Origin of the sequence: Sphingobacterium sp. UBA1498, from assembly GCF_002325125.1 — a bacterium.
Lineage (GTDB): Bacteria > Bacteroidota > Bacteroidia > Sphingobacteriales > Sphingobacteriaceae > Sphingobacterium.
Genome location: NZ_DCRG01000001.1, coordinates 1 through 24,582, shown reverse-complemented (window position 1 = coordinate 24,582; position 24,582 = coordinate 1). Strand labels below are relative to the sequence as shown.

Sequence of the window (24,582 nt, the reverse complement as noted above, 5' to 3'; positions counted from 1 at the left end):
ATCGTGCATGCTCCGGATATCTGAACACTTTGAATATTACGAAAAAGACCATCTAGCAACTTTTAAAAAGTTAGAGAAATGGGAACATTATCGTAGTGTCACACAGCTGGAAGATGAACTATTCTTTAAAGGTAACAGAGACAAAAAATGTGTTTCAGTTACATTTAGCGGTCAGGAAGAAAATGAGGAATATTCATGTACCATAAATACGATGTATTATATTGGCTTAGATTACCTGCATAATTTTAAACTACCCGTTTATGTTGCACCGAAGCTAAATACTACAAAGAAGCAGATTAATTATATAAAAATTCTATTGGATGTTTTAAAAGAACCAGAGAATTTCAATCATTTAGATGGTTTAATGGAAACTAAAATTGAAAATAATTGGATAGAGATTGATAGTGAGCTTCAGCCCATACTTACTCCATTTCTGATTGCACAGTTTTTGTCAGTTGTCAAAGATCTAGTAAAAAGGGGGTTAAAAAAATCATATTATAAAAAGTATGAGAATTTAAATAATAAGGTAAAAGGCAAAGTTCTGATTGGACAACAGATAAAAACCAATATTCTTAAACATCGTATTAATACCACCGTCTGTGAATTTCAAGAATTTGGTTTTGATTCCGAAGAAAACAAATTTTTGAAATTTGTTTTATCTCAAGTCGCCATTCATCTCAGTGAATTTCTTGGTTCTTCGGATGTGTATAAAGAGTTATTAGAATATTTAAACTATTGCCGAGGAGGTTTTCAACAGGTAAATGATACATGTTTTGTAAATTTTAGATACAGAGAAAACAATCCTTTTTATAAGAACTACAACCTGGCAATTAAGTTAGGTAATCAGATTTTAGTCTTAAGAGATTGTAACCTTTCCAAAACTTCAAATAAAGATAAAGTAACCCATCCTCCCTTTTGGATTGATATGAGCAAGTTATTCGAATTATATGTATTCAGAAAACTTCGGGAGCGATTTCCAGGGGAACATCAGGTCAAATACCATCACAAATTCAATAGGCAAGAACCAGATTTTATCTTGAATACGGTGTGTGGAATTAAAGCTGTTGTCGATGCTAAATATAAACCTAGGTACGCCGGTGGCAACCCCTCTATGACTGATGCACGCCAATTGGCCGGATATGCTAGATTGAATAGTATTTATAACGAGTTGGGTATTAAAGAAGATATCATTATTCCTTCATATTTTATATATCCTTCAATGCTAACGGAAACAGCGGTCAAAAAGTCTTTTGAAATTTTTATCGAAAAGCAGAATCCAACTAAACTATTTGATACCGCTTGTAGGGAATCAAGTACCTATCGAAAAATGTATTTGCAGGAAATCGATTTGGTTACTATTTGATAGAAATATCTGATAAAATGAGGATTCTTTAGCCTATAGTTTATAAGAACATTAGGTATTAAAAACGGAATATTTGAGAATAAAATTTGTTATTTATTGAAATGGATTTAACTGAAAAATCTTTGGAGTTAAACATAACTCATGAACTATTGTCTCTAACCGAAAGATGGAATTTTGAATTTTCAAGACTATCGAATAATGAGGATATTAAATGTTTAAAATCTGAACGTCTTCAACAAAAAGTTGTTGCTGGAGCCCTGAGTTTATTTAAAGAGGGAAAATCTGATAAGACTGGTGAGGCTGGAGGTGGCTATGATGTAAAAATAGAAATTCCTTCAAATGGCTATATGTTGTTTATTCAATATAAAAAAGGTCATTTAAGTACAGAAAATGGCACACGAAATAGTCCTAAGGACTATTTGAAATTCGAAATAAATAAAGAATCAAATAATCAATTCTTTTTGCTAAAAGAATTGTCGGAGAATGTTAAAAAAAAAGGGGGAAATGCAGTTGTTTATGCCTTCCCAATGATTAAAAATCATCAGGAAATGGTAGAGAATGGAGGTAGCCTATTGTCTAAAACCAAATTTGTTACTATTGGTGCGATACAAGAGCAAGCAAACAAAGATAAGATTGGTATCAATCCTAATCAGGATCATTGCTTTTTAATCAACGTTAAAGACTGGAACAAATGCGAAGTTCATAGTGAACCTTTCGCTTTTGAGGAAAAGGATGTGACTGGTGATATTCTGAAAGAACTGATATTGTTGAATATAGTAAATAGTTTTTTATCATTTAGAGCTCCTGTTAGACATATTAACAGGGTAGACGAACTTAAAAATGAATTCTTTAATTGCTTGGCCAGATATGTAAAATTCATTATTTCGAAATTTGATCTTAATGCTAATCCATTTCAGAGAGATCTGAACCGAATATTTCATAGTAGATTACAGTCATATGAAGAATTTTTCGAATTAAACAGTTTAAGAAATAATTTGGAAGAAAATGGAGATTTAGATCAAGATAGAAGAATAGCCATAGTTAAAGAAATCTTAAAGGGGCTCAACTCGATTATAAAAATTCTAATTGGAGATAAACAAATTCATGATATCAAATTATCATATTTTTTTAAAGCTCGCGATATCAATTTTAGAAGTGAGAATCACACAGAGGACAGTATTCATGAAATTGGATACCTATTTATCAGTTCCTTGTTTGCTGACCATAAATATCGTTGGTGGATTCAAGCAAGGATCTAGCCAAAACTGCCTCCCTCGACGGTTAACGAGGGAGGCCTTTTTTTTATTTTATTTTCTTATTAAAGTTGCTGAATAAATCAGCTACGGTTTCCCGTAACCAACCCTACATTCAAACCCATACCTTAGCCTTACAGTTTATAATAATCTTGAAAGTTAATATCTGTAAACATATTAATTCAAAATAAATAATGTATATTAGTCAAGGGTATTAACCTTGCCCGATTGAAAAGTAGCATGCCATGATAGTAACCACGACCAATTCCATCGAAGGGAGGGAGATTTCACGATATAATGATCCAATAGCAGCCAATGTTGTCATCGGCACCAATATCTTTAGCGATATAGGAGCGAGCTATGTCGATTTCTTTGGCGGTCGCTCTACCAGCTATGAGAAGAAGATGCAGGAGATGTACAGGCGCGTTACCGAAACGCTCAAGCAGCGTGCACAGGCAATTCGTGCTGATGCTATTATAGGGCTTAGTGTAGATATAGACGAAATCTCAGGAAAGGGGAGTCAGATGTTTATGATTACTGCAGTGGGTACACCAGTACATCTTAAAGAGGTTGCTCGCGTGCCAGTGGAGAAGCAGGATTATCTATTGGATGGCGAACTGATTCAGCAAAAGGTCCGAGCAGATATTATCTTAGAAAATTATAAGTCGCTAGAGTCTATCAATAAGGACACCGTCGAATTTATCGCTACGTCAGGTTTAAGGGAATTTGAACCACTTGTGTTCAAAGCGATGAATGAGGATTACGGTATAGAACAAACTCCAAAAGAAAAGCTGGAAATGCTATTCAGTTATTTTGATTACTTACCCGATGAGGATGCGATTGCTATACTTTATAATGCTTTATTAGAAGGCAATTTGACAACCTTACAAGTAAAACGTATTAATGCGATTATTACTTCATCCGATTTTATAGATTACTCAAAAGCTATTAACCTTTTAAATAGTAATGCACATGCTAGACGTATTGCGCTGAAAATATTCTCTTTGGACAAAGATTGGTATTCAAAAGAAGATATAGCTATGCTGAAAAGTTTAGAAGGAGATGCTTTAGCAAAGTTCTTCCCTGAAATTGTGCATATTGAGGAATCTAAGGGAATGTTTTCGAGTGGAAAAGAAGTGTGGCGATGTGAATGTGGTCATACAAATAAGCTTGACAATTCAGAATGTAGCTCATGCACACGAGATAAGCGAGGTTTTACGGAGAAAAGCTTGAAACCGGAAGAGGTGCAGGAAGTGCTGAATAGAAGAATACGTATTATTGAAAAGTTGAATCTCTAATCACAAAGTACTTTTTACAAATTATCCGCAAATCGAATCAATCATGTGTTATGGATAGAGCAATAGTTTATGCTTTTGACAATGAAGAATCTAAAGTTGTAGATGCTAATGAAGTCATAGGTACTCAGAAAGAAGGTTTTGGTGTGCGACTAGATTATAATTTAGAGCGTTCAAGATTTTCTTGTGTAGAATGCGAGCAAAAATTAGTTGTTGCCCATAGTGGCAAAGACAATGTATACTTTCGCCATATGCCTAATTCCGATAATTGTATACTTAAAGAAAATAGATTTGATGTTGATCTATTTAATTGCTATCGAGATATGGCTTATGCAAGAGAAGGTCCCAGACATAGAGATCTCAAGCACAAGATCGGAGAATTTTTGAAATTGGAAGTAGGTGTAGATAATAGTTCTATCGATGTGGACTCTACATTTATCAAAGGAAAGAAAGGTGATAAGCGTAGGCCTGATGTGTATTGTGAATATGAAGGAAAGAAAATCGCTTTTGAAATACAGATCTCTTATATACCGCTCCATTACATACAGCATAGATATGATTTTTATAAAGCCAATGGTATTTATCTTATTTGGATATTAGATTTTAAAAACTCGCCGAAAGATCTTCATACATTTCAAAGGGATATTAAATATATATGGAAGCATCAAAATTTATTCATGCTCGATGAATCACAAGATTTAAATTTAAGGCTCGACTGTCATTTTAAACAGCCATTCATATTTAATAATAATCAAGTCCATGAGAAATGGATAAATCGGGATGCAAGACTTTCTGACTTAAACTTTAACGATGGAGATTATTCATGTTATTTTCTCCATTATGAGGAGGAATTTAGGACTTTCGCAAAAATGCTATTCACAATAAAAGAAGAAGCTGAAAGGAAATACGAAGAAGAAAAGGCAAAAGCTAGGAAAGCTCTGGTAAAAGAAGAAATTATTGATTTATTGAATAAGATATCGAGATATAAAAAACTAGATTACAACTTTTATTCCCTTGCACAACAGGTCAATGGTCTTGAAGATGATAGTATTGAAGAATTGAATGGACGTGTTGATTTAAATCGGAGGACTAAAGATGGTATACCATTGTTTTTAATTTACATTGAAGAATATCGCAATCTAAATGACGACTATGGTATGACTGTCGCAGAATTTCTATTGTCGTGTGATAATTTTAAATTCGATATAAATGCTAAGGATAAAGATGGTAATGGGATAATTCAATATTTCCTTCGAAACGCAGACCTTGAAAGATCATTTTACAAAGTTAAAAATTATCTTTTTGATAGAAATTATAGACTGCAACCCTCAGACGAGAAATTTTTAGTCGATAGAGATGGGAAAGAAGGACTGAAAGATTATTTGGAACTAAGTTACTTGTCAGTCTGCTATACTTTTGAAGAAAGGGAGATTGTTTGTAAGATGTTGCGCTTTCTTTGGTTTGTAGAATCGGCACAAAGAATGGAAATTATTGGTGCCAATTTTAAAAGTTGGATCCAATACACTGTATTAATTCTATCAAACTATAAAGAGCATTTGTCTTTCATAAAAGATGTTTTAAATAATACTGGCTTGGGTAAAGTGCTAAATCGTGTAGATAAAAAAGGAACTGTTCGAAAGAAGGTTAAAGAATATAGCACAACTTTCGAGCGAAGTGACAATGAAATATTTAATGTACTGGTAAAGGCATATCCTGAAATCTTCATTTGATAAGTGATCGAACTCATTTAAGGATATATAAACAATTTCGTTTGTTATAGCACTTCCAAGAAGTAGGAATCTATCTAACAAAAGAACTTTCTTTTCATTATTTTAGTTATTTTTGAATTAATTTTGCATCGTGCAGTTTTCAATTAACCTAGATAACCTCTAAAATTAATTTATTATTTTAAATGTCAGGGACAAAAAAAGATAGCCACTGGATTCCATTAGCCGACTTGATGACGGTTTTAATGGTGATTTTTCTATTTATGTCCATATCTTATATGGCGTTGGTGGAAAAACGGCAAAAGGAGCAAAATCAAATTTTTAAAGACTATGAAGAGTCAAAAGTCACATTGTACAACGAACTAAACGAGGCGTTCAAGAATGACTTTGCAAAATGGGATTTGAAACTTGATAATGATTTATCAATCAAATTCACTAATCCTCAGGTACTCTTTCCAACAGGAAAATCTGATATTACACCTCATTTTCAAAGTATCTTAACCGATTTTCTTCCAAAGTATCTATCTGTTGTACTACAAGAAAAATACAAAAACAAAATTGCAGAAATCAGAATTGAGGGACACACAGATACTAAACCAATTGGGCTGACCAACGATCCTTATATAGACAATATGAAACTTTCACAAGACAGAGGAAGAAATGTTTTAGCGTTTTTACGTTCACAAAAAAGTTTTATAAACTTAAATCCAACTGAAAAAGAAAGATTACAATATTGGCTTACAGCTAACGGGCTTTCATATGGTCGAACAGTTGATAAAGATTACAAACTTTCATTTGAGAGCAAACAGGCTGTTAACAATGATAAATCAAGACGAGTAGAGTTTAGAATAGTGACAACTAGTGAAACAATTATTAACGAAGCCCTAAAAAATATAGAATAAAATATGAATATAGTAGAAATTATTATTGCAATAGGAATGGTTTCATACTTGGCCTATGGTATTTATGCTCTAAATGTTGCAAAAAAAGACTATGCAAAAGTAAATCAAAACGACTTTGATTTAATTCCATCTATGTTTACAACAATTGGGATTTTAGGGACCTTTGGAGGTATAGCTTACGGTTTATGGTTTTTTAATCCTGAAGAGATTGAAAAAAGTATTCCTACATTGTTAGAAGGTCTAAAAACCGCTTTTTTTGCTTCAATTTTTGGGATAGCACTGTCCATCATCTTTTCTAAACGTATTTCATATATCCGAAACAAAAATGAAAAAGGAACTTTAAGTGATGAAACAAAAGCAATCAATAATTTAATTGAAGTGATTAAAGAGCTGAAAAGCGACTTTGTTTCTATTGATGAAAATGGACACATAGTTAAACCCGGAAATGTGTTTCGCGATCTTTACAAGGAATCTCAAAAGCAATCTAGTTCTTTACAAACATTTTCTTCTGATTTAGCACTGACAATATCTGCAGGTTTTGAGCAAATTTTGAATAATCCGACTGAAGGTGTAGTAGCTGAACTGAAATTAGTAAAAGCCGAGATTGAAAGTTTAGGGAGCAAACTTAAAGACCCTGCAACCGATATGACCCAGAACATCGTAAAAGAATTGCAAGAATCGATGGGCAAAATGATTGAGGAATTTAAAACTTCAATGAGCGGAGATACTAAACATGAAATGGAACGTTTAGCAGGATTACTTGGGCAAGCAGGCGGTTCCCTAACAGACTTTCCAACCAAGTTGCAGAATATGACCGATAACCTTAATGAAAATTTTAGAGGATTGCAAGATGTGGTACAGCAAATATCAAAACAAACACTTTCTCAATCGGAAGAATCAACTAATCAAATGAAGAGGCAAGTTGAGGATATGAGCGAAATATTGCGAACCAAAGTTGGAGATTTACAATTAGGACAACAAACCTTACTTACAGAACAATCTAAAAACCTTCTAGTTTCCGAGAACCTCTTAAGTTCCTTCAATACAAGTATTGAAAAGATGAACGGACTTTCCACCGAGGTAAATGGCAGTATTTCCAAACTTAATCAAGCTCAAACAGAATTAGATAAAGTTATTTCCGTATTCAGAAACGTGTCGCAAGAAATCAATACATCATCAAATAGATTTGGGGAGTCTCAAAATGAATTTTCAAAATATTCTAATCAGTTTTTACATAACAACTCAAATACAATTACCGAAATTCAGAAATCATTAGAAACTGCAAAAGGAGTTTCTGCCGACTATGCACAGAAATTTGAGATTATTGAAAAAGGATTGCAGGACATTTTTAATAAAATTACAACAGGATTGAAAGATTATCAGGTTACTGTTAGTGAAAGCCTTGAGACTTATTTAGGAAAATATACCGACCATTTAACCAAGACTGCAGAGGCACTTGCAGGAGCTTCATCAAAACAAGAAGACATTTTGGAGGAACTAACGGAACAACTTAGCAAATTAAACGGAATAAGGAACTAATATGCCAACAACGCAAGACATATTACAATTTCATTTTTCACCTACTACATTTCAGCAGTCGGCACAAAAGATTATTCCGATTAATCTTACATCTTTGAACGACCACCGAATTGATAAACTTCAAAAAATAATAGAAGAAGTAGGAGCAGCCTCATTTTCATTTTCAGGTGACAATCTTATTCCACAAGTTTTCAGAAAATTTAAAAATTCCATCAATACGAATTTTGATCGTAGAGAATTAAGAACGCTTTCTTATTCGTTAAACTATTCAGAACAGAATTTATCAATCATTTTTCACAATGAGAATGAGCTAAAATATGCTTTGACGTTATTAGATGCAAATTGGCGAGATTCATTTTTAGTGGGTTTGATTGATTGTTTTTTAAGGAATTGGGAAACTAAATACACGAAATCATTAGAGCAAATAGAACAATTTATTTTAAATAAGTTAGAGAATTATTCAGGCAATAGAGGTACATTAATATCTTTAAAAAAGAATAAGCGATATTTCAATACAAAAAATGGAGATTTGGTTTTAGGTGATACTATCGCGAAACTCAATAAACCCATTCAAGAAGCTACAAAAGTTTTGAGCGTTCCCGAATCGTGGTGGACTTACAATTATTTTTCTAAAGTCATAGTAACTTACTATGAAAGAATCAAGAGCAATATATCAGCAGAAATTGATAACCTAAATGAAGTAATAATAAAGCATAACAATTACATTACCAATAAAAGGTTGATTAGTAAAATCATTATACAAGCGAACAAACCCGATTTTATTACATTACAATACCAAATAAAAAAAATTGCTTTTGCGCAAATAGGTGACCCAAATAATATCTCGAATTGGAATACTTTTGATAATGCAACAGAAATTGAACGCAAAGAAATCATACAAGCAAGAAATATTCTGAATGAGTGGATAACCCAGCAATTCATTAATGTGTTTTTCAAAGTTTGCATTAACGATGATCGAAGAAAAAAGTTCTGGTTGCGTTTTGCTTCAAAAATATCATCATTTAAGGTCTATGGTCCACTTCACACACAAAATATCCTAAAACGGGATGAAAGAATAGCGGAATTAGTAGAGTCAAGATTTGAAACTGTAACGAGCAAGAGAGACGTTTCAGCATTTATATTATACATCGGAGATTATATGCTCATTGAGTTCAGCAACGAAGGCTATGCCTTTTACGCTTATAAAATCACCAGTCCATATAGACCAAGTTTAGACTTTAAATTAAATAGCGTGGATGATTTGCGTAATGCTTCAATGCCTATGGCTATTCACAGTGATAATTACTACGATTATTTTAACGATGAAGGAAGATTAACACATCGAGATGGCAATCAGATTTGGGAAACAAAGTTTAATAGTTGGATGAACAAAAAGGTGTTAGGGGGAACTGTAATGAAAACAAATAGTCCAATGGAGGTTTCCGCAAAGGAGAGTATTGTAGAAAACTCAAATGAGCAATGGGAGACTTCTTCTAATTATTGGAGCACTATAGAACTACCTGGCTACACGTATTCTAAGAAAAAAGATGCGTGGTACAAAAACAAATTATGATTTTAACACACACACAAGAGAGGAATAAATTTTCATTTTATTTCCTGAATAAATCGGGAAATAAAATTACTGTTTCAGATTGGGAAAAACTACAATCAGAATTTTTATCACAGCTTGCAATTCTAACAGAGTTGCATGATAACGGTTTAGCAGATTACACGGACAATGCCTGTGAAGTTGAATGTATTGATATTCTAAAGTTAAGCGAGATTGACAAACAAATATTGGACCTACCTAATAACTATCCGTATGAAATTTTTGTAGAATCAGATGGTGTTTTAACTCAAAATACATTCAAGTTTAAATATGGATTTTATGATTTTGCACCAAACGGCACAAGATTAAGTACAACACGAAACGGCGCAAGATTGAAATTGGAAGAAAACGAATATTTACTCTCAGAAAATCAGTATTTGCTTTGCCAAGCTATTGACGAGTTCAACAATCTGTCTGATGGTGAAAAAGGAAATGTAACCAATATTAAAAAATTATCCGAATTAAAAACGCTTTCAAAAGAAAGTGGATTGACCTTAGAGTATTTCCTAGGTAACCAAGAATTATTCATTCCCGAAAAAATAAAATTAGATATTGATTTCAACAACGGAATTTTTGAAATTATCCCAACCGTAGAAATTGACAACACGATTGGTTTTACCAACGCGTTTGACAAATTACCAATGATTCGTGACGTTTATCCAGTATCGGGAAATAATGGAGAAACAACAAGAGTAGTAATTTCTGAAAACCAGAAAGCTGAACTTCAAAAAATCAAAATAAATAGAAAAGTTTCAGACAAAGAGACAATTCAAAAAATCATAGAACATCCTGAATTATTTTTCAATAACGATGAAGTTGATTTTACTGTCTTTTATAGTGACAGAGTAAAAGAAATTGGCGTTTATAGTCCAAAATTTTATCCTTTTGCAAGTCCTTACAAGTCGCAATGGATTCCCGGAATTGTAATAAAAGATAAGGTTCACGGAGAAAAGAAAATTTTTTTCAACTCTCCTGAAAAACTTAATGAATTCATTGAACAAAAGGAAAAGGCTGTTAAAGTAAGGAAGCAAAGCGTTGAATGGGAAAATGTAGAAATTCCAATTGAAGAAGCGGAAAAATTTATAAAAACGGCAAAAAGACAGTTTGAAAACCCCAATAGACCAATAAAACAGGAAAAGAAAACTGATCTTGAAGTCCTTATTATCAAAGAAAATGCTGAATCAACAGAATTTATCCAAAACGGAGAGCTTATTAATAAATTTAATCTTACATACTCAGCTATTAATAATCTTTCAAGTGGTTTGGAATTAAAAAAGCATCAAATGACAGGTGTTGCGTGGCTTCAAACATTAATAAAAGAAAAGCAACCTGGAGGTTTGCTCGCTGATGACATGGGCTTGGGCAAAACCTTACAACTACTCTATTTCATAGAATGGCATAGCCAACATTCCGATGATAACAAGCCTTATTTGATTGTTGCTCCTGTCAGCTTACTTGAAAATTGGGAAAATGAATATCAGAAATTTTTCAATCCACAGAACTTACCATTGTACAAATTGTATGGAAGTGTTTCTTTAACAAAAGAAAATAGTCCTATTCAAAATCAAAAAGACGCAAAACGACTACAGTTCAAGCAAATCATCCTAACCAATTATGAAACACTAAGGTCATACCAAATTAGTTTGGGTTTAGTTGATTTCGCAGTTATCGCATTAGATGAAGCGCAAAAAATAAAAACACCCGGAACACTTATTACAAATGCAAGTAAAGCCTTGAAAGGAGATTTTAAAATTGCAATGACAGGAACACCTGTGGAAAATACATTGGTAGATATTTGGTGCTTAATGGATTTTGCAGTTCCCGGACTTTTAGGCAATGCCAAAGAGTTTGCAAAGGAATACCAAAAGCCTTTGAGCGATGAAAATACTGATATTAAAGCACTCACTGAAAAACTTCGTAGCAAGATTGGTGACTTTATTTTAAGAAGATACAAAAAAGATGTTGTTGACTTACCTAACAAACACGACAATGCTAATTCAAGAATCAAAAGAGTAATGCCGCCAAACCAATTAGAGCGATACAAACAAGAAATTGAAACAGCAAATGATTCTGAATTGGAAGGAACAGATAAAAGAAATCAAAAACTAAAATCACTTTGGGCAATTAGAGATATATCCGACCATCCTTATTTGTTGGAAAGCCAAATTTTAAAATTTACAAGCGATGAACTTGTTAAAAGCTCGTCCAAACTAGAAACAACTGTAGGGATTTTAGCAGACATACAATCTAAGAATGAGAAGGTAATTGTATTTGCAGACAGGCGAGAAACCCAAAAAATGTTGCAGAAAATAGTTTATGATATTTTTGGAATATTTGCAAGTATTATCAACGGAGATACGCCAACGACCAAGAGATTGGAGGGAAAATCAAAATTAAGCCGACAACAAACAATTGATCGTTTTCAGGACGAAGAAGGGTTCAATGTAATTATTATGTCTCCAATAGCCGCGGGCGTTGGTTTAAATGTTACAAAGGCAAATCACATCATACATTATACAAGACATTGGAATCCGGCAAAAGAAGAACAGGCGACCGACAGAGCATACAGAATCGGGCAACAAAAGGATGTATTTGTGTATTATCCAATGGCTATTTTTTCTGATGACATGAAAGATGAAGAAGGAAACCGGTTAAAATCCTTTGATGAAATTCTTGATATACTTTTGAATAACAAAAAAACATTAGCGAGTAATACTTTGTTCCCAACAGAACAAGCAGAAATAACACCCGATGAACTTTTTGGAAACATTTTTGGTGCAAAAACAGAAGGTAAAAATAAATCACTCACACTAACAGACATTGACCGACTTTACCCAAACCTTTTCGAAGCTAGTATCGCGTCGCTGTATAAAAAACAAGGTTTTGACGTTTATCTTACACCTTATTCTAACGATAAGGGAGTGGATGTTGTAGTTTTAAAAAATGGAGAGAATTATCTTATCCAAGCTAAACAAACAAAGTCATTAGTCGGAAACGATGCGATACAAGAAATTTGCACCGCAAAACGATACTACGAGGACAAATTTAAGGAGCAATTTAAATTACTAACAATAACTAACAATGATTACAGTTCATCAGCTTCAATTTTAGCAAAATCTAATGGTATTAAGCTATTAAACCGAAGACATCTTGAGTGCTTAGTAAATCAAAACAGTATAACTATACAAGATATTAATAAGATTGAATCACAGCGGATGATAAAAGTATAATTTCTCACCCTCCCCATTTTAATATGCACTGTCGATACTCTCGTTAAGAGATAAGCTGATTAATAGCATAGTTTTGCCTCGAAATCGAAATAGAATTCTTTAATTGAATTAGATTAGACTATTTTCGATATTTCTAATTTGAGCCAACCACTCCCTATCTATATTGATTATGGAGAATGGAACTTCTGGATTGTTTTTTTGATTGAATACAAATATTCTTGAGAAAAACTTTTGTTTAATGTCAAGAGCGGAATTTTTATCAAGATTAAATGTTTTCCAATGATTGAAAATTCGTTTCGGAACATAGAAATCAAAATCTGTTTGTTGATTTCTATTGTGATCATTAAATACTGTAAGTGTCCATACATTTTTTCTATTACTTATCCAATGGATCTCAGCTTTCAAAGCAACAACCCCGTCCCGTTGATTGAGTATATTATCTTCTGATCGTGACCGACCAAATAAAAATACCATATCGCCCGTTTCTAGAAGCCCTACGTAGGAATAGTTGATAGTAGTGTTTGCAAAAGTTATTATATTACCAAAAATATTACCCGATCTTAGAAAATTATTAACTCTGTTATATTGTACGGAATGCATATCACCCTCTCGATCTTTAAGAAAATCATAAAGGTTTTGAATATCCGATCGATCAAAGCTGTTAACTAATGTTTGATCGATACTGTTAAAATCGCTAATTATCCTCTGACTAAGAAACCAACTTAACGATAGTAGGGGAATTTTATTATTGGTTGCATATTCAACACATGGTTTGGTAAAATCATTAACGGATGCTACACCTACCTGATATAAAAAGCGAGTTCTGGCATCTACAGCATAAGCAGCTCGCCTGTTATTTTGACGCTCTAGAAGTGAGTCTCTTGTGACTACTTCAAATTCATTTATATCATTTCGCAGTCCCGCAGCATTTCGAACTATTGAAAGGCTCGTAACGGTACCGTATGCTTTGCACTCAAATAATAATTGCGACGGATAGGCAAAGGGCATCTGTATTGGTGGGTTCATAATGATGTCTGCATCATGAGCCGCACCTCTGCCATTGATAAAAAATAAGCCACCGCGTTCAAATGAGAAAAGGTTATCAGCTTTTATATTTGTGAAGCCACAACTCTTTAATAGCTGACGAACGATATATTCGAGAAGTGCTCCTTTTAAATTTCCTGCTTTCATATTGAATAAGGGTATATATTATGCCACGATTGCTAAATCATCATCAGATTCTCTATACATCATTTTATAGTGTTCTTCATGTCCCATTTTGACAAAAATTTGTTTAAATACCTCAAGATATTTATCGAGTATGGCTTCTTGTTGTTCTATATACAAATCATCAGGTAATCCGTGAGAACCATCATTTATCCAACAAACTAAAGAGCGACATATTTCTTGTTCCTGATGATTGTCAAAACTTTTAATGAGGTCGTCATCGGCATATTTTCCTAAGATTTTGAAGTAATTTTCTATAATTCTTCTCATTGTATTTTGAATTGTGATGCCTGAGTTTTGTTGGGTATTCTTCAATTCCTTCCACAGTAGCTCATAAGAACTTTGGATAGGACTATCCATTCCGTAAGATTGAAGGCTGGAAATATTATTGTTTTTTCGGATAATCCAAAAATTTGTATCTCCATTTTTGGATGTTCTTCCATCTATAAATGATACTTCTTTATGAAAATACACGTTGTGAGTAAGTAAAATCATTTGTTTTATGGTTCCGACACTGTTTTTAATTGATTTTATAATTTCTTTTATCAATGAACTAACAACAAAAAGTACATTACTATCAAGGCTAGAGATAGGATCGTCTACAATTAGAATTCGTTCTTCTGTAATATTGTCTTCTTGAGTGCTTCCTTTTGCTAACTGTAAATAGTAAAGGAATGTGATAAAAGTTGCTTCACCCTCGCTAAGTGTAGATTCAGCTGTAGTGCCATCTTGCCTTAGAATTTGATATTGATTAGGTTCGGTTGGAGATGGCACTATTTCGAAATTTAGAAAACCGTAAGATTTTAATATTCGATTAATTTCATCAACAGAAGGTTGTACACTGGTAACATTTTTATTAGCCTCTTTTATTTTTTTATTTAATTCGGAATATTTTCCCCTAAGTTCTTTATGCTGCTTTTGTAGTGCTTCAATTCCCTTCGATAATCCCTGTTGCTTTTTTAAAAATGCATCAATCGTTCCATGATGTCCTTCAACGAGATATTTCCAAATTGAATTAACTAAGTTGTTTCTTTGGTTTGTGTAGTCGTTAACAATAGCATTATGTGTTTTTATCTCAATGTTAGCATCATCAATAACTTTTTGAATGGTATCTAATTGCTCTTTTGTTGATGTTAATTCTATGCTCCTGCTGGGTTCTTTGGCTTTATTACTTAATAGCTCTTTGTTAATCGCAAATTGATTTATTAGTGTTTTTAATGAGGCAGAGAACGACTCAATGTTAAGCTTGGAGTCAGGATTTTCTTTTTCTTGGGTTTCTATTTGTTCTAAAAGATTTTGAAGATTTTGCGAATTGCTATTGTACTCTATTGATACATCCTTAACTCTTTCGATGTCTTGTGTAAATGTTTCATCAAAATAGTTTTCAAGTTGTTTTTTAAAATTTTCGTTAATCGTTTTTTGCTGGCAAAAAGGGCATATTTCATCTTCTGTTATGTAATCTCTACCTTCATTAACCCAGTCATTAAGATTTAATTTTTGTATCAATCCTGCGATTGCGACATCTGATTTACCAACAATTTTTCTTTTCCATATTTTATCATTTTCTATTTCTAGGAGATTATTAAATACAATCGAAGTTATAGGGGATATAGTTGTTGGGGTCGAATTAAATATTGTTTGCGCTTTTTCTTTTAGTTGCTCAAATGTTAGTAACGATTCTTTATTGTTCTCATATTCATATAATATTTTATCTTTAAAAGTATCTTTCCTTAGGAAGCCCCTGAATGCCTCTTTGAAATCAATCTCATTTTCTTTGTAAACATCTAACCATACCACTTCTTTGAATTCATTCTCTTCTTGTAGCTTTGTTAGCTCTTGTTTATCTAGGCTAGCTTTCTTTTCAATTCCTTTTGTCTTGAGTTCTGCCAAATCTTTTTGCATTGTCTCAATTTTTTCGATTTCTTCTTTCGTAGCTTCCCCAAGAGTGAAAACTCCGTCTATTTTTCCTTTTCCAAAATTTCTATCACGAAAATCTTTATTATAAACAAGTACGTTTACAGGCAATCCTCCTTTCCACCCAAGATTGCATGTAGCATATATAGGATTTGAACTGTCGTGTATGAATTTAGATAGTGTTGTTTTTCCACATCCATTTGCTCCATATATGAAGTTAATCTTTTTAAGATTTTCCATTTTTATTCCCGCGGAATCATACGTTGCAATATTCTTAATAGTTATTGAGTCGAGCATAGTTTAGATTTTTAAAGTTTTGTTTTTTGTAAGGTTTATTAATTCAGTTTAGGAAAATACTTTCTCAAATATTATTTCTAGTTCACATACTTCTTCTTCATCAATTTTGATTGTTGGCAAATGCAATCTACAATCTTCATGGCCTTTGAGTATAGCGGAAGCATTGAGTGCCTTGGTTGGTTTATCATCACCTTTAACTCCTTCGGGATAGTAACTTTCTATAGCTCCATGAGAAAGGATAAAGATATCAATGGATCTTAATGCTGCTAACAAAGAATATTTTTCTGGAATTTCTATAGCCTTATCTGTAAATACCCTTCGTCTGAGATTATTTTCCTCTTCTATGAAGAGAAAATCAATTTCCAACGTTTCTTCTTCAGTTAAAGCTTCACCAGCTTTTATTTTTAGCCCTAGTTCTTTTAGTTTATTATATCGGTCTTTCCATGAATATCTTCTTACTAATTCTTTTATTTTATTTGCAGGCAAAGCTGCCTGTGCTCCTTGTTCGTCCGCTATTTTATCAAGTAAACTCAACAGCTGTTCTCTCTGTTCTTTTATTTCTTCTGGGACCGTAAATTTTTCAAAGCCATCAATCAAAGCATCCGAATCAACAATACAGAAGCATTTTATTTGGAAAAAACCATAGAAGTCTGTAAACCTTTTGACATTCGATTTTCCATTTATTGATATGATTGGAATGTTATGGGCATCAAAATCCCATTCTGGATTTAACAGTTTTGCTGTTTCTTTTAAATAAATTATATCTGAATCGCCTTCAACAAGGAGTACTTTACTAGAAAAAAAAGCAGCAGTGTTGTTTTCATAACATATAATCTGAAAAGCATCTTTTGCTGCTATCTCTTTCAAAAGATTAATTGTTAAGAACCTTCCATAAGGTTTTCCTTCTGCTGGATATTCTTTTATTACCTTAACAAACGTACCCGTAGAATTTGGAGAGAAGAACATAGGGGAATGGGTAGTAACGAAAACCTGATTGTTTACTTCGGTTAGTTTCTCTAATGCCGCAAATAATATTTTTTGTGCACTTGGATGGAGATATAATTCAGGCTCTTCAAATAGAAAAAGATAAGGTTGCTCACCTATTTCGATTTCAGCTTCTGCACCTTCTTGATTTTCTTCTACATCAACGTTTTTCGTAGCTAACGTCTCCTTTCGCTGTTCTTTATATTGTTCAACAAATGTTCTCAGCAATGCGAAAGTTACAGCTCGTTTAATACCATCTCCCTTTGTTTCAATAATATCTCTCACTCCATCATCAATTAGTAATCTAGCATTTGTAAATACTTGTTTTAACTCTGGTTTGGGTATTTCTATTTCTATTTTTGATTTTGGGAAATTTTCTGAGAGGAATGAACCAATCTGTTTTTCTATATCTTGTAATTTTTCAATTCTATTGTCCGTAATCTGTTCGGCTTCTCTAACTACGTTAAGTAACTTGTGCAAATCATCAAATGAATCAGTTATTTTTTCGAAATGTTCAGAACTTTCTAAAAATCTCATTAATATACTTAAGAGCTTTCCGAAAGTTGCTGATTCCTTTGATTTTATATCGTCTTTTAGGTCCTTGACCGCAGCTATGTATATTGGCTCGGGTAAAAGAATTTTAACGCTATTTTCAATCCCAGTAGGCAAAGGAGCAAGTTTCATTTCCTTTTGCTCAGCAGGTAATTCAGCTATTACCTCATCTAGCTTTGCAAAAATATCTTTTTGTGTCGTTAAGCCTTCAAATTTCTCGATGTGTTGAGGAAGTATTTCAATAACGGATTGTGAGATTTCCTTTCCTTTTTTACCTTTCATTATTGCGCCAATTACATCTTTACTGTATTTTCCTTCTTTAGGAGCTAGGCGACTACACAGAAGATCAGATTTTCCTTCTGTATTATAAAAACGAGTTAATGTTAATTTATCTTCAATGATTATTTCCTTAATTCTATGCCTGTGATCAGGAGATAGTCGATTTATGTCTCCGTCATGTATCTCTGAAAAAGTTAGTTCAATTTCAATAGGTTCTTCTTCATCATAAAAATCAGATTTACTTAAACTACTGCCTGAAAAAAACAAGCTTGTTGCTAATAAAATTGTTGACTTTCCTGCATTATTTTCCCCAATAACACACGTAAAAATTGATGTTTCCAATTCATCAGACTTTATACCTCTATAGTTTTTTATTTTTATATTCGAAATATGCATATACTGGTTTTATATAAATAAGTTATAAGCTAATCACCTCCACCATACTCTTCCCACTCTGCTGCTTGCTCACTTTGATCTGTACAGGGATCCTTTCCGTCATTTCTTGCACGTGAGAGATGACACCCACTTTACGTCCCTGATTGTGCAGCCGTTCAAGAGCATCCATAGCGATATTCAATGTATTGGGGTCTAATGAACCAAATCCTTCGTCAATAAATAAAGATTCCACTTTCATACGGCTAGATGACAAAGAAGCAAGGCCTAAAGCCAACGCAAGTGAAACCAAAAACGATTCGCCGCCGGAAAGCGAATAGACCGTGCGCACTTCGTCGCCCATGTCCTGATCTACCACCTGTAGAGCCAGTGAAAGAGGTATCCGCTCGATTTTGTACCGGTTGGTCAGTGCTTGCAAATGAATGTTAGCATAGCCCAGCAAGACATCAAGCGTGTATTCTTGGGCAATCTGACGGAATTTTTTACCGTCGGCCGAACCGATGATTTCATTTAGTTTGCTCCAGTTATCCTTGATAGCTTCCTGCGCCGCAATACGTTCCAGCAAGTCACCAATATTCTGTTTATGCACAGCATCTTGTTGTAGGCGGAAGCTGTTTTCCCCTTTTTTATGTTTATTAGTTTCTAGAGCCAATTTTGCTACGGCATTGAGATCTATGAGTTCCTCAATCGGTCGGTCGGATATACTTTTTTCTTTGTGGGTGTCTAAAGCATGTTTTCGTTCTGAAAGAACACTGGTAGCTTTGGTTACTTCCTCGTCTATCGTTTGCAATTCCTCACGTTCTGTAGACATCCAATCGTTGCTCAATGACAATAAATCATGGAGTTCCTCCAAGGTTAACGATTGACTGTTCTTTGAGTTGAAATCGTCAAGCCAACCCTGCATTTTTTCCAATGATTTTTGAGCATCGGCTTGTAAAGCTGTTATTGAAGCGGCCAATTCATCGCATTGGGTTTGGGCTTTGGTGCTGTTGATATTGAGTTTTTCCCTGGTTATTTTAAGCTGCTCGAGTTGCTGCTGAGCATCCTTTATTGCTTGCTTTAGCTTGGTCTCCGTTTCGCTTGCAGATTGACCTACAAATATCGAATTGCGCTCCTGATATAAAGCTAGATACAGTTTATTTTCCGCAACATGATTTTCCGTTTTTTTGCTGACATCTGAAGCGAGACTTTTAGCTTGGTGTTCCAGTTGGCTTATCGTGGCTTCGAGTGCTGTATGTTGACGGGTATATTGATCCATCCTTTCGCTTTTTTCTTTCCAATCGCGGACAAAGGTTTCAATACGCTCAACGAATGCTAGAGGTGAAGCTTTCCAATTTTTCATCCATTCTGGAGCGGTGAAATAGGGAGAGAGCAGCCGTTCAACACTGTCTAAATCACGTGATGCCTTATCACGATCTCTCGTATGGCTGCTTTGCTGTTCTTTGTAAACAGCCAGTTGGTTTTGGATGTCTTTGAGTTGATTGGCAAGGCTATCGGTCTTTTCTTTCAGTTGGTCTATTTGTGTTTTGCCAACTTCTATTTGTTGCTTTTTCTCCGTGTAAGCTTGTATTTGCGCTTGCAGATCACCCTGTTTGATTTTAAGATCCTGTAATTTTGTTTCAATCCAGGCTGCTTTTTCAGCACTGGCTATGGCCTTACTTTCGTCGGCAATATCAAATTGTTCCCAAATTTGCTTTTTAGAGACTAATGCTTCTTGCCTTGCTGTAATTTCTTCACCTTGGCGCTCAATGTTTTGCTGTAGCATCTTACTTTCCTGTTCCAGGGCTATATAGAGGTTATTGCTCGCCTGATAGCTCTGTTCTTGTTCCTCGAAGGATTTTTCCAGTTTCACCAATACATTTTCCAATTGCGGATTATGAAGCACATAGGGATGACTTATGCTTCCACAAACAGGGCAAGGCTCGTCATCCACTAAAGCCGCCCGCAATGTTTCTACGTTTTCGGTCGATGCCAGACGAGCTTGCTGTAAAAGCTGCTGCGCCGTATCGCGTTGTGCCTTTTCCAACGGCAGCTGCTGGGCTAAGTTTTGTAAAGATTCCTGTTTTGTTTGAAGGTCAGACTTATCATTCGCCTGTTTCTGGTTTAGTGCTTCCAATTCAGTAAGTGCACCATAAAACAGTTGCCAATGCGCCTGTGCTTTTATAGTGTATTCAACCTGTCTGTCTGTTTCGGATTTTTCTAAGCCTAAAGTTTCGATAGGTGTTAATTGCAACTCTTTGGATAGCAAATCATTGCTTTTCTTTAAAATTTCAAGGTGATCTACCTTTTGCTTCCAATCAGAGTCTATTATCGAACTCTTGGCTTCGTCTCTATCATATTTATCTTGTATTTGTGTCAACATAGCGGACGATTGCTGCGCTATTTCTAAAAACTGCTGCGCATCCTTTAGTTTCGACAAGATGAGGTCTTTATTTTCCGCAATCGGGCTGCGGTATTTGTTGTCTGCTTTCCAGTCGGTGATATCTTTTATTTGATTAGCAAGGTTTGCAAACTCCTCTTGTTTAGCCTTCTGTAAGGTTTGATGTTGATTATTGGCTTCAACAGAATTTTCAGCTTCTTCTTTAAGTTTTTCTACCTGTTGTTTTTTCTCCGCCAGCAGCGTATCAAGTCTTCTAGCTTGCTCCAGTAGGGGAAGGGCATCGGTTAGCGCTTTGTCTTTTTCTGAAAGATTGGTTTCGGCTACCTCCAGCTTATTTTCAAGCTTTTCTTTTTCCTCCTGTAGGACAACGATGTTTGCTTTGATCTGTGCGAGGGCAGCTGTTTTTTCAGCATGCTGCTGTTGAGCATTTTTCAATGCATCCGCCCAACTTTTTGTTTGCTGTGCTTGCTCAACAGTTTTCAGTTTTTGTTTGCGTGGCAGGGCAGAGCTTTGGATCTCCGTTGCAACATTTAATGCTGTGTACGCTAGATTAAAATTAGATTGCAAATTAGCGAGCTGTTCGTACCAAGAGATTTCAGTAGTAAGTTTTTCGATTTCTTTTTCTAGACTTTTGATCTCGATTTCCAATGTTTCCTGTTCATCCGACAGCGCCTTCAGTTCATCGTCGGTGAGCGTAACGATTTCGTTTTTCCGAATATTAAGCTCTCGCAACAGCACTTCTTCAGCTCTGTATTTTTCATAGATCTTTTTCGATATTTCCGAATAAATATGAGTGCCCGTCAACTTTTCAAGCAGAGAAGCTTTTTCACCCTTATCGGCTTTCATAAAAGCTGTAAAATCGCCTTGAGCGAGTAACACAGACCGGGTAAACTGATCGAAATTTAGACCTACCAACCTCGCAATTTCACTTAACGTTTCAGCTTTTTTCGCTGGAAAATCGATATTCGTAGTTATATTTTTCAACGTCACAGCATCAGATTGCATGCTACCATCCGCTTTATTTCTTGCACGCCTAACACTCCAAGTAGCACGATGATATTGTTCATCAATACCAACAAAATCAACCTCAGCAAAGCCATCCGCGGTACCATCGCGCAAGATGCTCCGCACATCACCCTGATTGAGCGTACTACCTTCGACATCTCTGATTTCTATACCAGATTCTTTCGCCTGCAGATACCGAGGTGTCTTTCCGTAAAGAGCAAGGCACAAGGCATCTAGTATCGTAGATTTTCCAGCGCCAGTAGCTCCCGTAATCGCAAATATGCCAGCGGATGATAATGGCTCTGAAGTAAAGTCAATTTCTGTTACTCCCTCTAGGGAAGCTAGGTTTTTAATTCTTATAGCTAATATCTTCATTCTACTCGGCTGTTTGATTGACTTCTTCCACTACTTGTTGAAAAAGATGTAGGATCTCTTCGGGTATGGCACTGTTATATCTCGTATGGTATATTCTTCCAAATACATCAATCGGCTTTAATTCCTGCAACTGCTCTGGAGCGATGAGTTGATGTTGCACCGTTTTGGAGTCAGGATACTTCACATCAATTTTCGCAAGTCTCACTTTCTTCTGCCGCAATGCCACCTCCACCTTATGGCGCAATGCCGGCTCAGGACCTTCTAAAAATACACGAACTTCAAGATAAGGTATTGTAGCTTTGTTAGCTTCATCAGAAGGAGGTAGTTGTTCAAGCAAAGCGATGACATCATGTAAAGGTTGATGTTTTAGCGGAACTCTCAGCAGAGGTACAAACAATGGTATCTCGATCGATCGTAGGTTACGCATCTCGTCGTCGAGATCAAATGCGATGACTTGGTGCTTGTAGTTAATTTCTGAGAAGGACATAGGCAGGGGACTGCCAGCATAACGCACATGATCTTTGCCGCCTATTTTTTGCGCCTTATGAATATGTCCAAGAGCAACATATTTTATATCATCATGAAATGTCGTAGCCGGAATACATTCTACACCACCCATAATTGGTCTTTCTGTTGTATCTAGCTCAGTTATTTCAGCATGGTGCGTATGTAGATGCCCCATCGATATAATGATTTGATCGTCCTTAATTTTTTCTTGCGCATAGTCAAATAACTCTTTATAAAGTGCGGTTACACCCTCTGTATAGGGGTTAGAGCAGTCAGGTATAGTTGGGTAATCTCCCATACGCAGGAATGGTACAGCAAGGCAGTATATCTTGATTCTTCCAGCCTGATCATATATCGGTACAATCAACTTTTCATAATCTATTTTTCCTTCCGCATCTTTCTCAACCAATCCAACAATATGAATTTTTGAAGACAGCAGTAAAGGCTTTGGCGCCTCCAGGCGTGATGCAGAGTCATGATTTCCGGCAGTGATGATAATTTGTAGATCTGGATTTCTAGAAGTAGCTTGATTCAAGAAGGAATAAAACATTCTGATCGACTGAGCCGACGGATTTGATATATCAAACACGTCTCCGCTAATAAGCAGTACGTCAATTTCTTCATGATGCAATATTTCGACCAGCCAATCTAAGAATTGCTGATGTTCATAGGTACGATCATATTCGTGAAATAATTGGCCAATATGCCAGTCTGCTGTATGAAGAATTTTCATTTTTAATAAATGGCTAGTTCATAAATCGTCCTTTTGAACTCGTTTTTATCACGACGGAAAAAAGGTGTGACGGTCTAATAATATGTGAGTACAATATAATAATTGTAATTTAAAACATAAATTTTTTAAGCATAATTTTTACAGCGTTTAATAAAAGAATTACACTACCGTCCAAAATAAAAATTAGGTTACGAAAAAAGGTGATTCTTCTTATCAAGAAGCGTATTATTTTAGCTTCCTCCATTAGCTATCCCCCCTTATTTTAAAAGAGGCCAAACTGCCCGTTTTTATCAGGCGCTTTTTTCTTGATAAATGGGTCGTTCGCCCATTGCCAAAAATCAATCTTCACAAATATGTTCATGCGTATAAAGCTTACAAGATTGGATAGATTCCACTTGTAGCTAACCTTTTTCTGTATATATTTCAGTAAAAGTATTCCGATAAGGGCAGTCCATATCTGTATTTGAACAGCATTTTGCGATGTTCCCACAAAACTGGTGACCTTAAGACGCTGTTTGAGGTGTTTGAAAAAGATCTCGATCTGCCAGCGTTGTTTATAGATCATCGCTACCATCGCTGGCTTCCACTGCATGTTGTTGGTCAGAAATTCATATTCATCGCCCGTTGTGCTGTCCAAAACGTGCACAAGCCTGAGTTTCTTCCCCCCATATCGTTTTGCGCTCTCCCCGGAGAGTGTAATGACCTGATCCTTAAGGATACCGCTTTCAAGCATCGAATCACTCTGATAGTTCTTTACCATGCTGTATTTCATGTTTACTTTGCTCCGTGTGACAAAGAAACTCCCGGTGCTGTCCAACATATTCATCCATTTGAAATCAACATAACCCCGGTCCATAACCACAACGCTGCCCTTGGGGAAAGAAAAGCTGTTCGCTTTTTTACTCTCATGTACCTTACCATCGGTAATCTCCATGAAAACCGGTAGGCAGCCATCATAGTCAAGTACGGTATGCAGTTTCGCCGCACGCTTATTGCTCCGGAATTTAGCCCAGTCAAA

General features: G+C 35.0%; 14 protein-coding genes. 8 read left to right on the top strand and 6 right to left on the bottom strand.

The annotated features are described in order from the left end of the window. Nucleotides 1-211: 211 nt before the first annotated feature. The 8 genes from B3139_RS00070 to B3139_RS00035 all read left to right on the top strand — a co-directional run bounded on the left by B3139_RS00070 (nucleotide 212) and on the right by B3139_RS00035 (nucleotide 12,918). A complete protein-coding gene (locus B3139_RS00070) occupies nucleotides 212-1,363 on the top strand; it encodes a 5-methylcytosine restriction system specificity protein McrC (RefSeq protein ID WP_293879007.1) in 1,152 nt (383 codons plus the stop codon). Nucleotides 1,364-1,464: 101 nt separating this feature from the next. Next, nucleotides 1,465-2,622 (top strand): hypothetical protein, encoded by a 1,158-nt coding sequence (locus tag B3139_RS00065; RefSeq protein WP_293879005.1) that lies wholly within the window; start codon nucleotides 1,465-1,467, stop codon nucleotides 2,620-2,622. A gap of 239 nt (nucleotides 2,623-2,861) precedes the next feature. Then, nucleotides 2,862-3,914, top strand: coding sequence for a YbjQ family protein (locus B3139_RS00060; RefSeq protein WP_293879003.1), 1,053 nt, complete (start codon nucleotides 2,862-2,864; stop codon nucleotides 3,912-3,914). A 50-nt stretch (nucleotides 3,915-3,964) separates the two neighbouring features. Then, nucleotides 3,965-5,641 (top strand): DUF6035 family protein, encoded by a 1,677-nt coding sequence (locus B3139_RS00055; protein WP_293879001.1) that lies wholly within the window; start codon nucleotides 3,965-3,967, stop codon nucleotides 5,639-5,641. Between the two features lie 182 nt (nucleotides 5,642-5,823). After that, the gene (locus B3139_RS00050) at nucleotides 5,824-6,540 is read left to right on the top strand and encodes an OmpA/MotB family protein (protein ID WP_293878999.1); all 717 of its coding nucleotides are present in this window, start codon (nucleotides 5,824-5,826) and stop codon (nucleotides 6,538-6,540) included. 3 nt (nucleotides 6,541-6,543) lie between these two features. Continuing rightward, on the top strand, nucleotides 6,544-8,079 hold the full coding sequence (locus B3139_RS00045; protein WP_293878997.1) for a methyl-accepting chemotaxis protein: 1,536 nt from the start codon (nucleotides 6,544-6,546) through the stop codon (nucleotides 8,077-8,079). A gap of 1 nt (nucleotide 8,080) precedes the next feature. Then, a complete protein-coding gene (locus tag B3139_RS00040) occupies nucleotides 8,081-9,652 on the top strand; it encodes an EH signature domain-containing protein (protein ID WP_293878995.1) in 1,572 nt (523 codons plus the stop codon). After that, complete coding sequence (locus B3139_RS00035; RefSeq protein WP_293878993.1) at nucleotides 9,649-12,918, top strand: SNF2-related protein; 3,270 nt, start codon at nucleotides 9,649-9,651, stop codon at nucleotides 12,916-12,918. The genes B3139_RS00040 and B3139_RS00035 overlap by 4 nt, the downstream gene beginning before the upstream one ends. A 108-nt stretch (nucleotides 12,919-13,026) precedes the next feature. Here B3139_RS00035 and B3139_RS00030 read toward each other — a convergent pair whose 3' ends face one another. The 6 genes from B3139_RS00030 to B3139_RS00005 all read right to left on the bottom strand — a co-directional run. Continuing rightward, nucleotides 13,027-14,109, bottom strand: a complete 1,083-nt coding sequence (locus tag B3139_RS00030) for a hypothetical protein (RefSeq protein WP_293878991.1) — start codon at nucleotides 14,107-14,109, stop codon at nucleotides 13,027-13,029. An 18-nt stretch (nucleotides 14,110-14,127) separates the two neighbouring features. Further along, nucleotides 14,128-16,356 carry an AAA family ATPase gene (locus tag B3139_RS00025; protein ID WP_293878989.1) on the bottom strand — a complete coding sequence of 743 codons (2,229 nt, stop codon included), beginning with the start codon at nucleotides 16,354-16,356 and terminating at the stop codon, nucleotides 14,128-14,130. 48 nt (nucleotides 16,357-16,404) lie between these two features. Continuing rightward, complete coding sequence (locus tag B3139_RS00020) at nucleotides 16,405-18,567, bottom strand: AAA family ATPase (protein WP_293878987.1); 2,163 nt, start codon at nucleotides 18,565-18,567, stop codon at nucleotides 16,405-16,407. A gap of 22 nt (nucleotides 18,568-18,589) precedes the next feature. Further along, nucleotides 18,590-22,324, bottom strand: a complete 3,735-nt coding sequence (locus B3139_RS00015; RefSeq protein ID WP_293878985.1) for an AAA family ATPase — start codon at nucleotides 22,322-22,324, stop codon at nucleotides 18,590-18,592. Between the two features lies 1 nt (nucleotide 22,325). Next, the gene (locus B3139_RS00010) at nucleotides 22,326-23,564 is read right to left on the bottom strand and encodes an exonuclease SbcCD subunit D (RefSeq protein WP_293878983.1); all 1,239 of its coding nucleotides are present in this window, start codon (nucleotides 23,562-23,564) and stop codon (nucleotides 22,326-22,328) included. Nucleotides 23,565-23,826: 262 nt separating this feature from the next. Then, nucleotides 23,827-24,582: IS4 family transposase (locus B3139_RS00005; RefSeq protein WP_293878981.1), on the bottom strand; the 756-nt coding region annotated here is incomplete at its 5' end.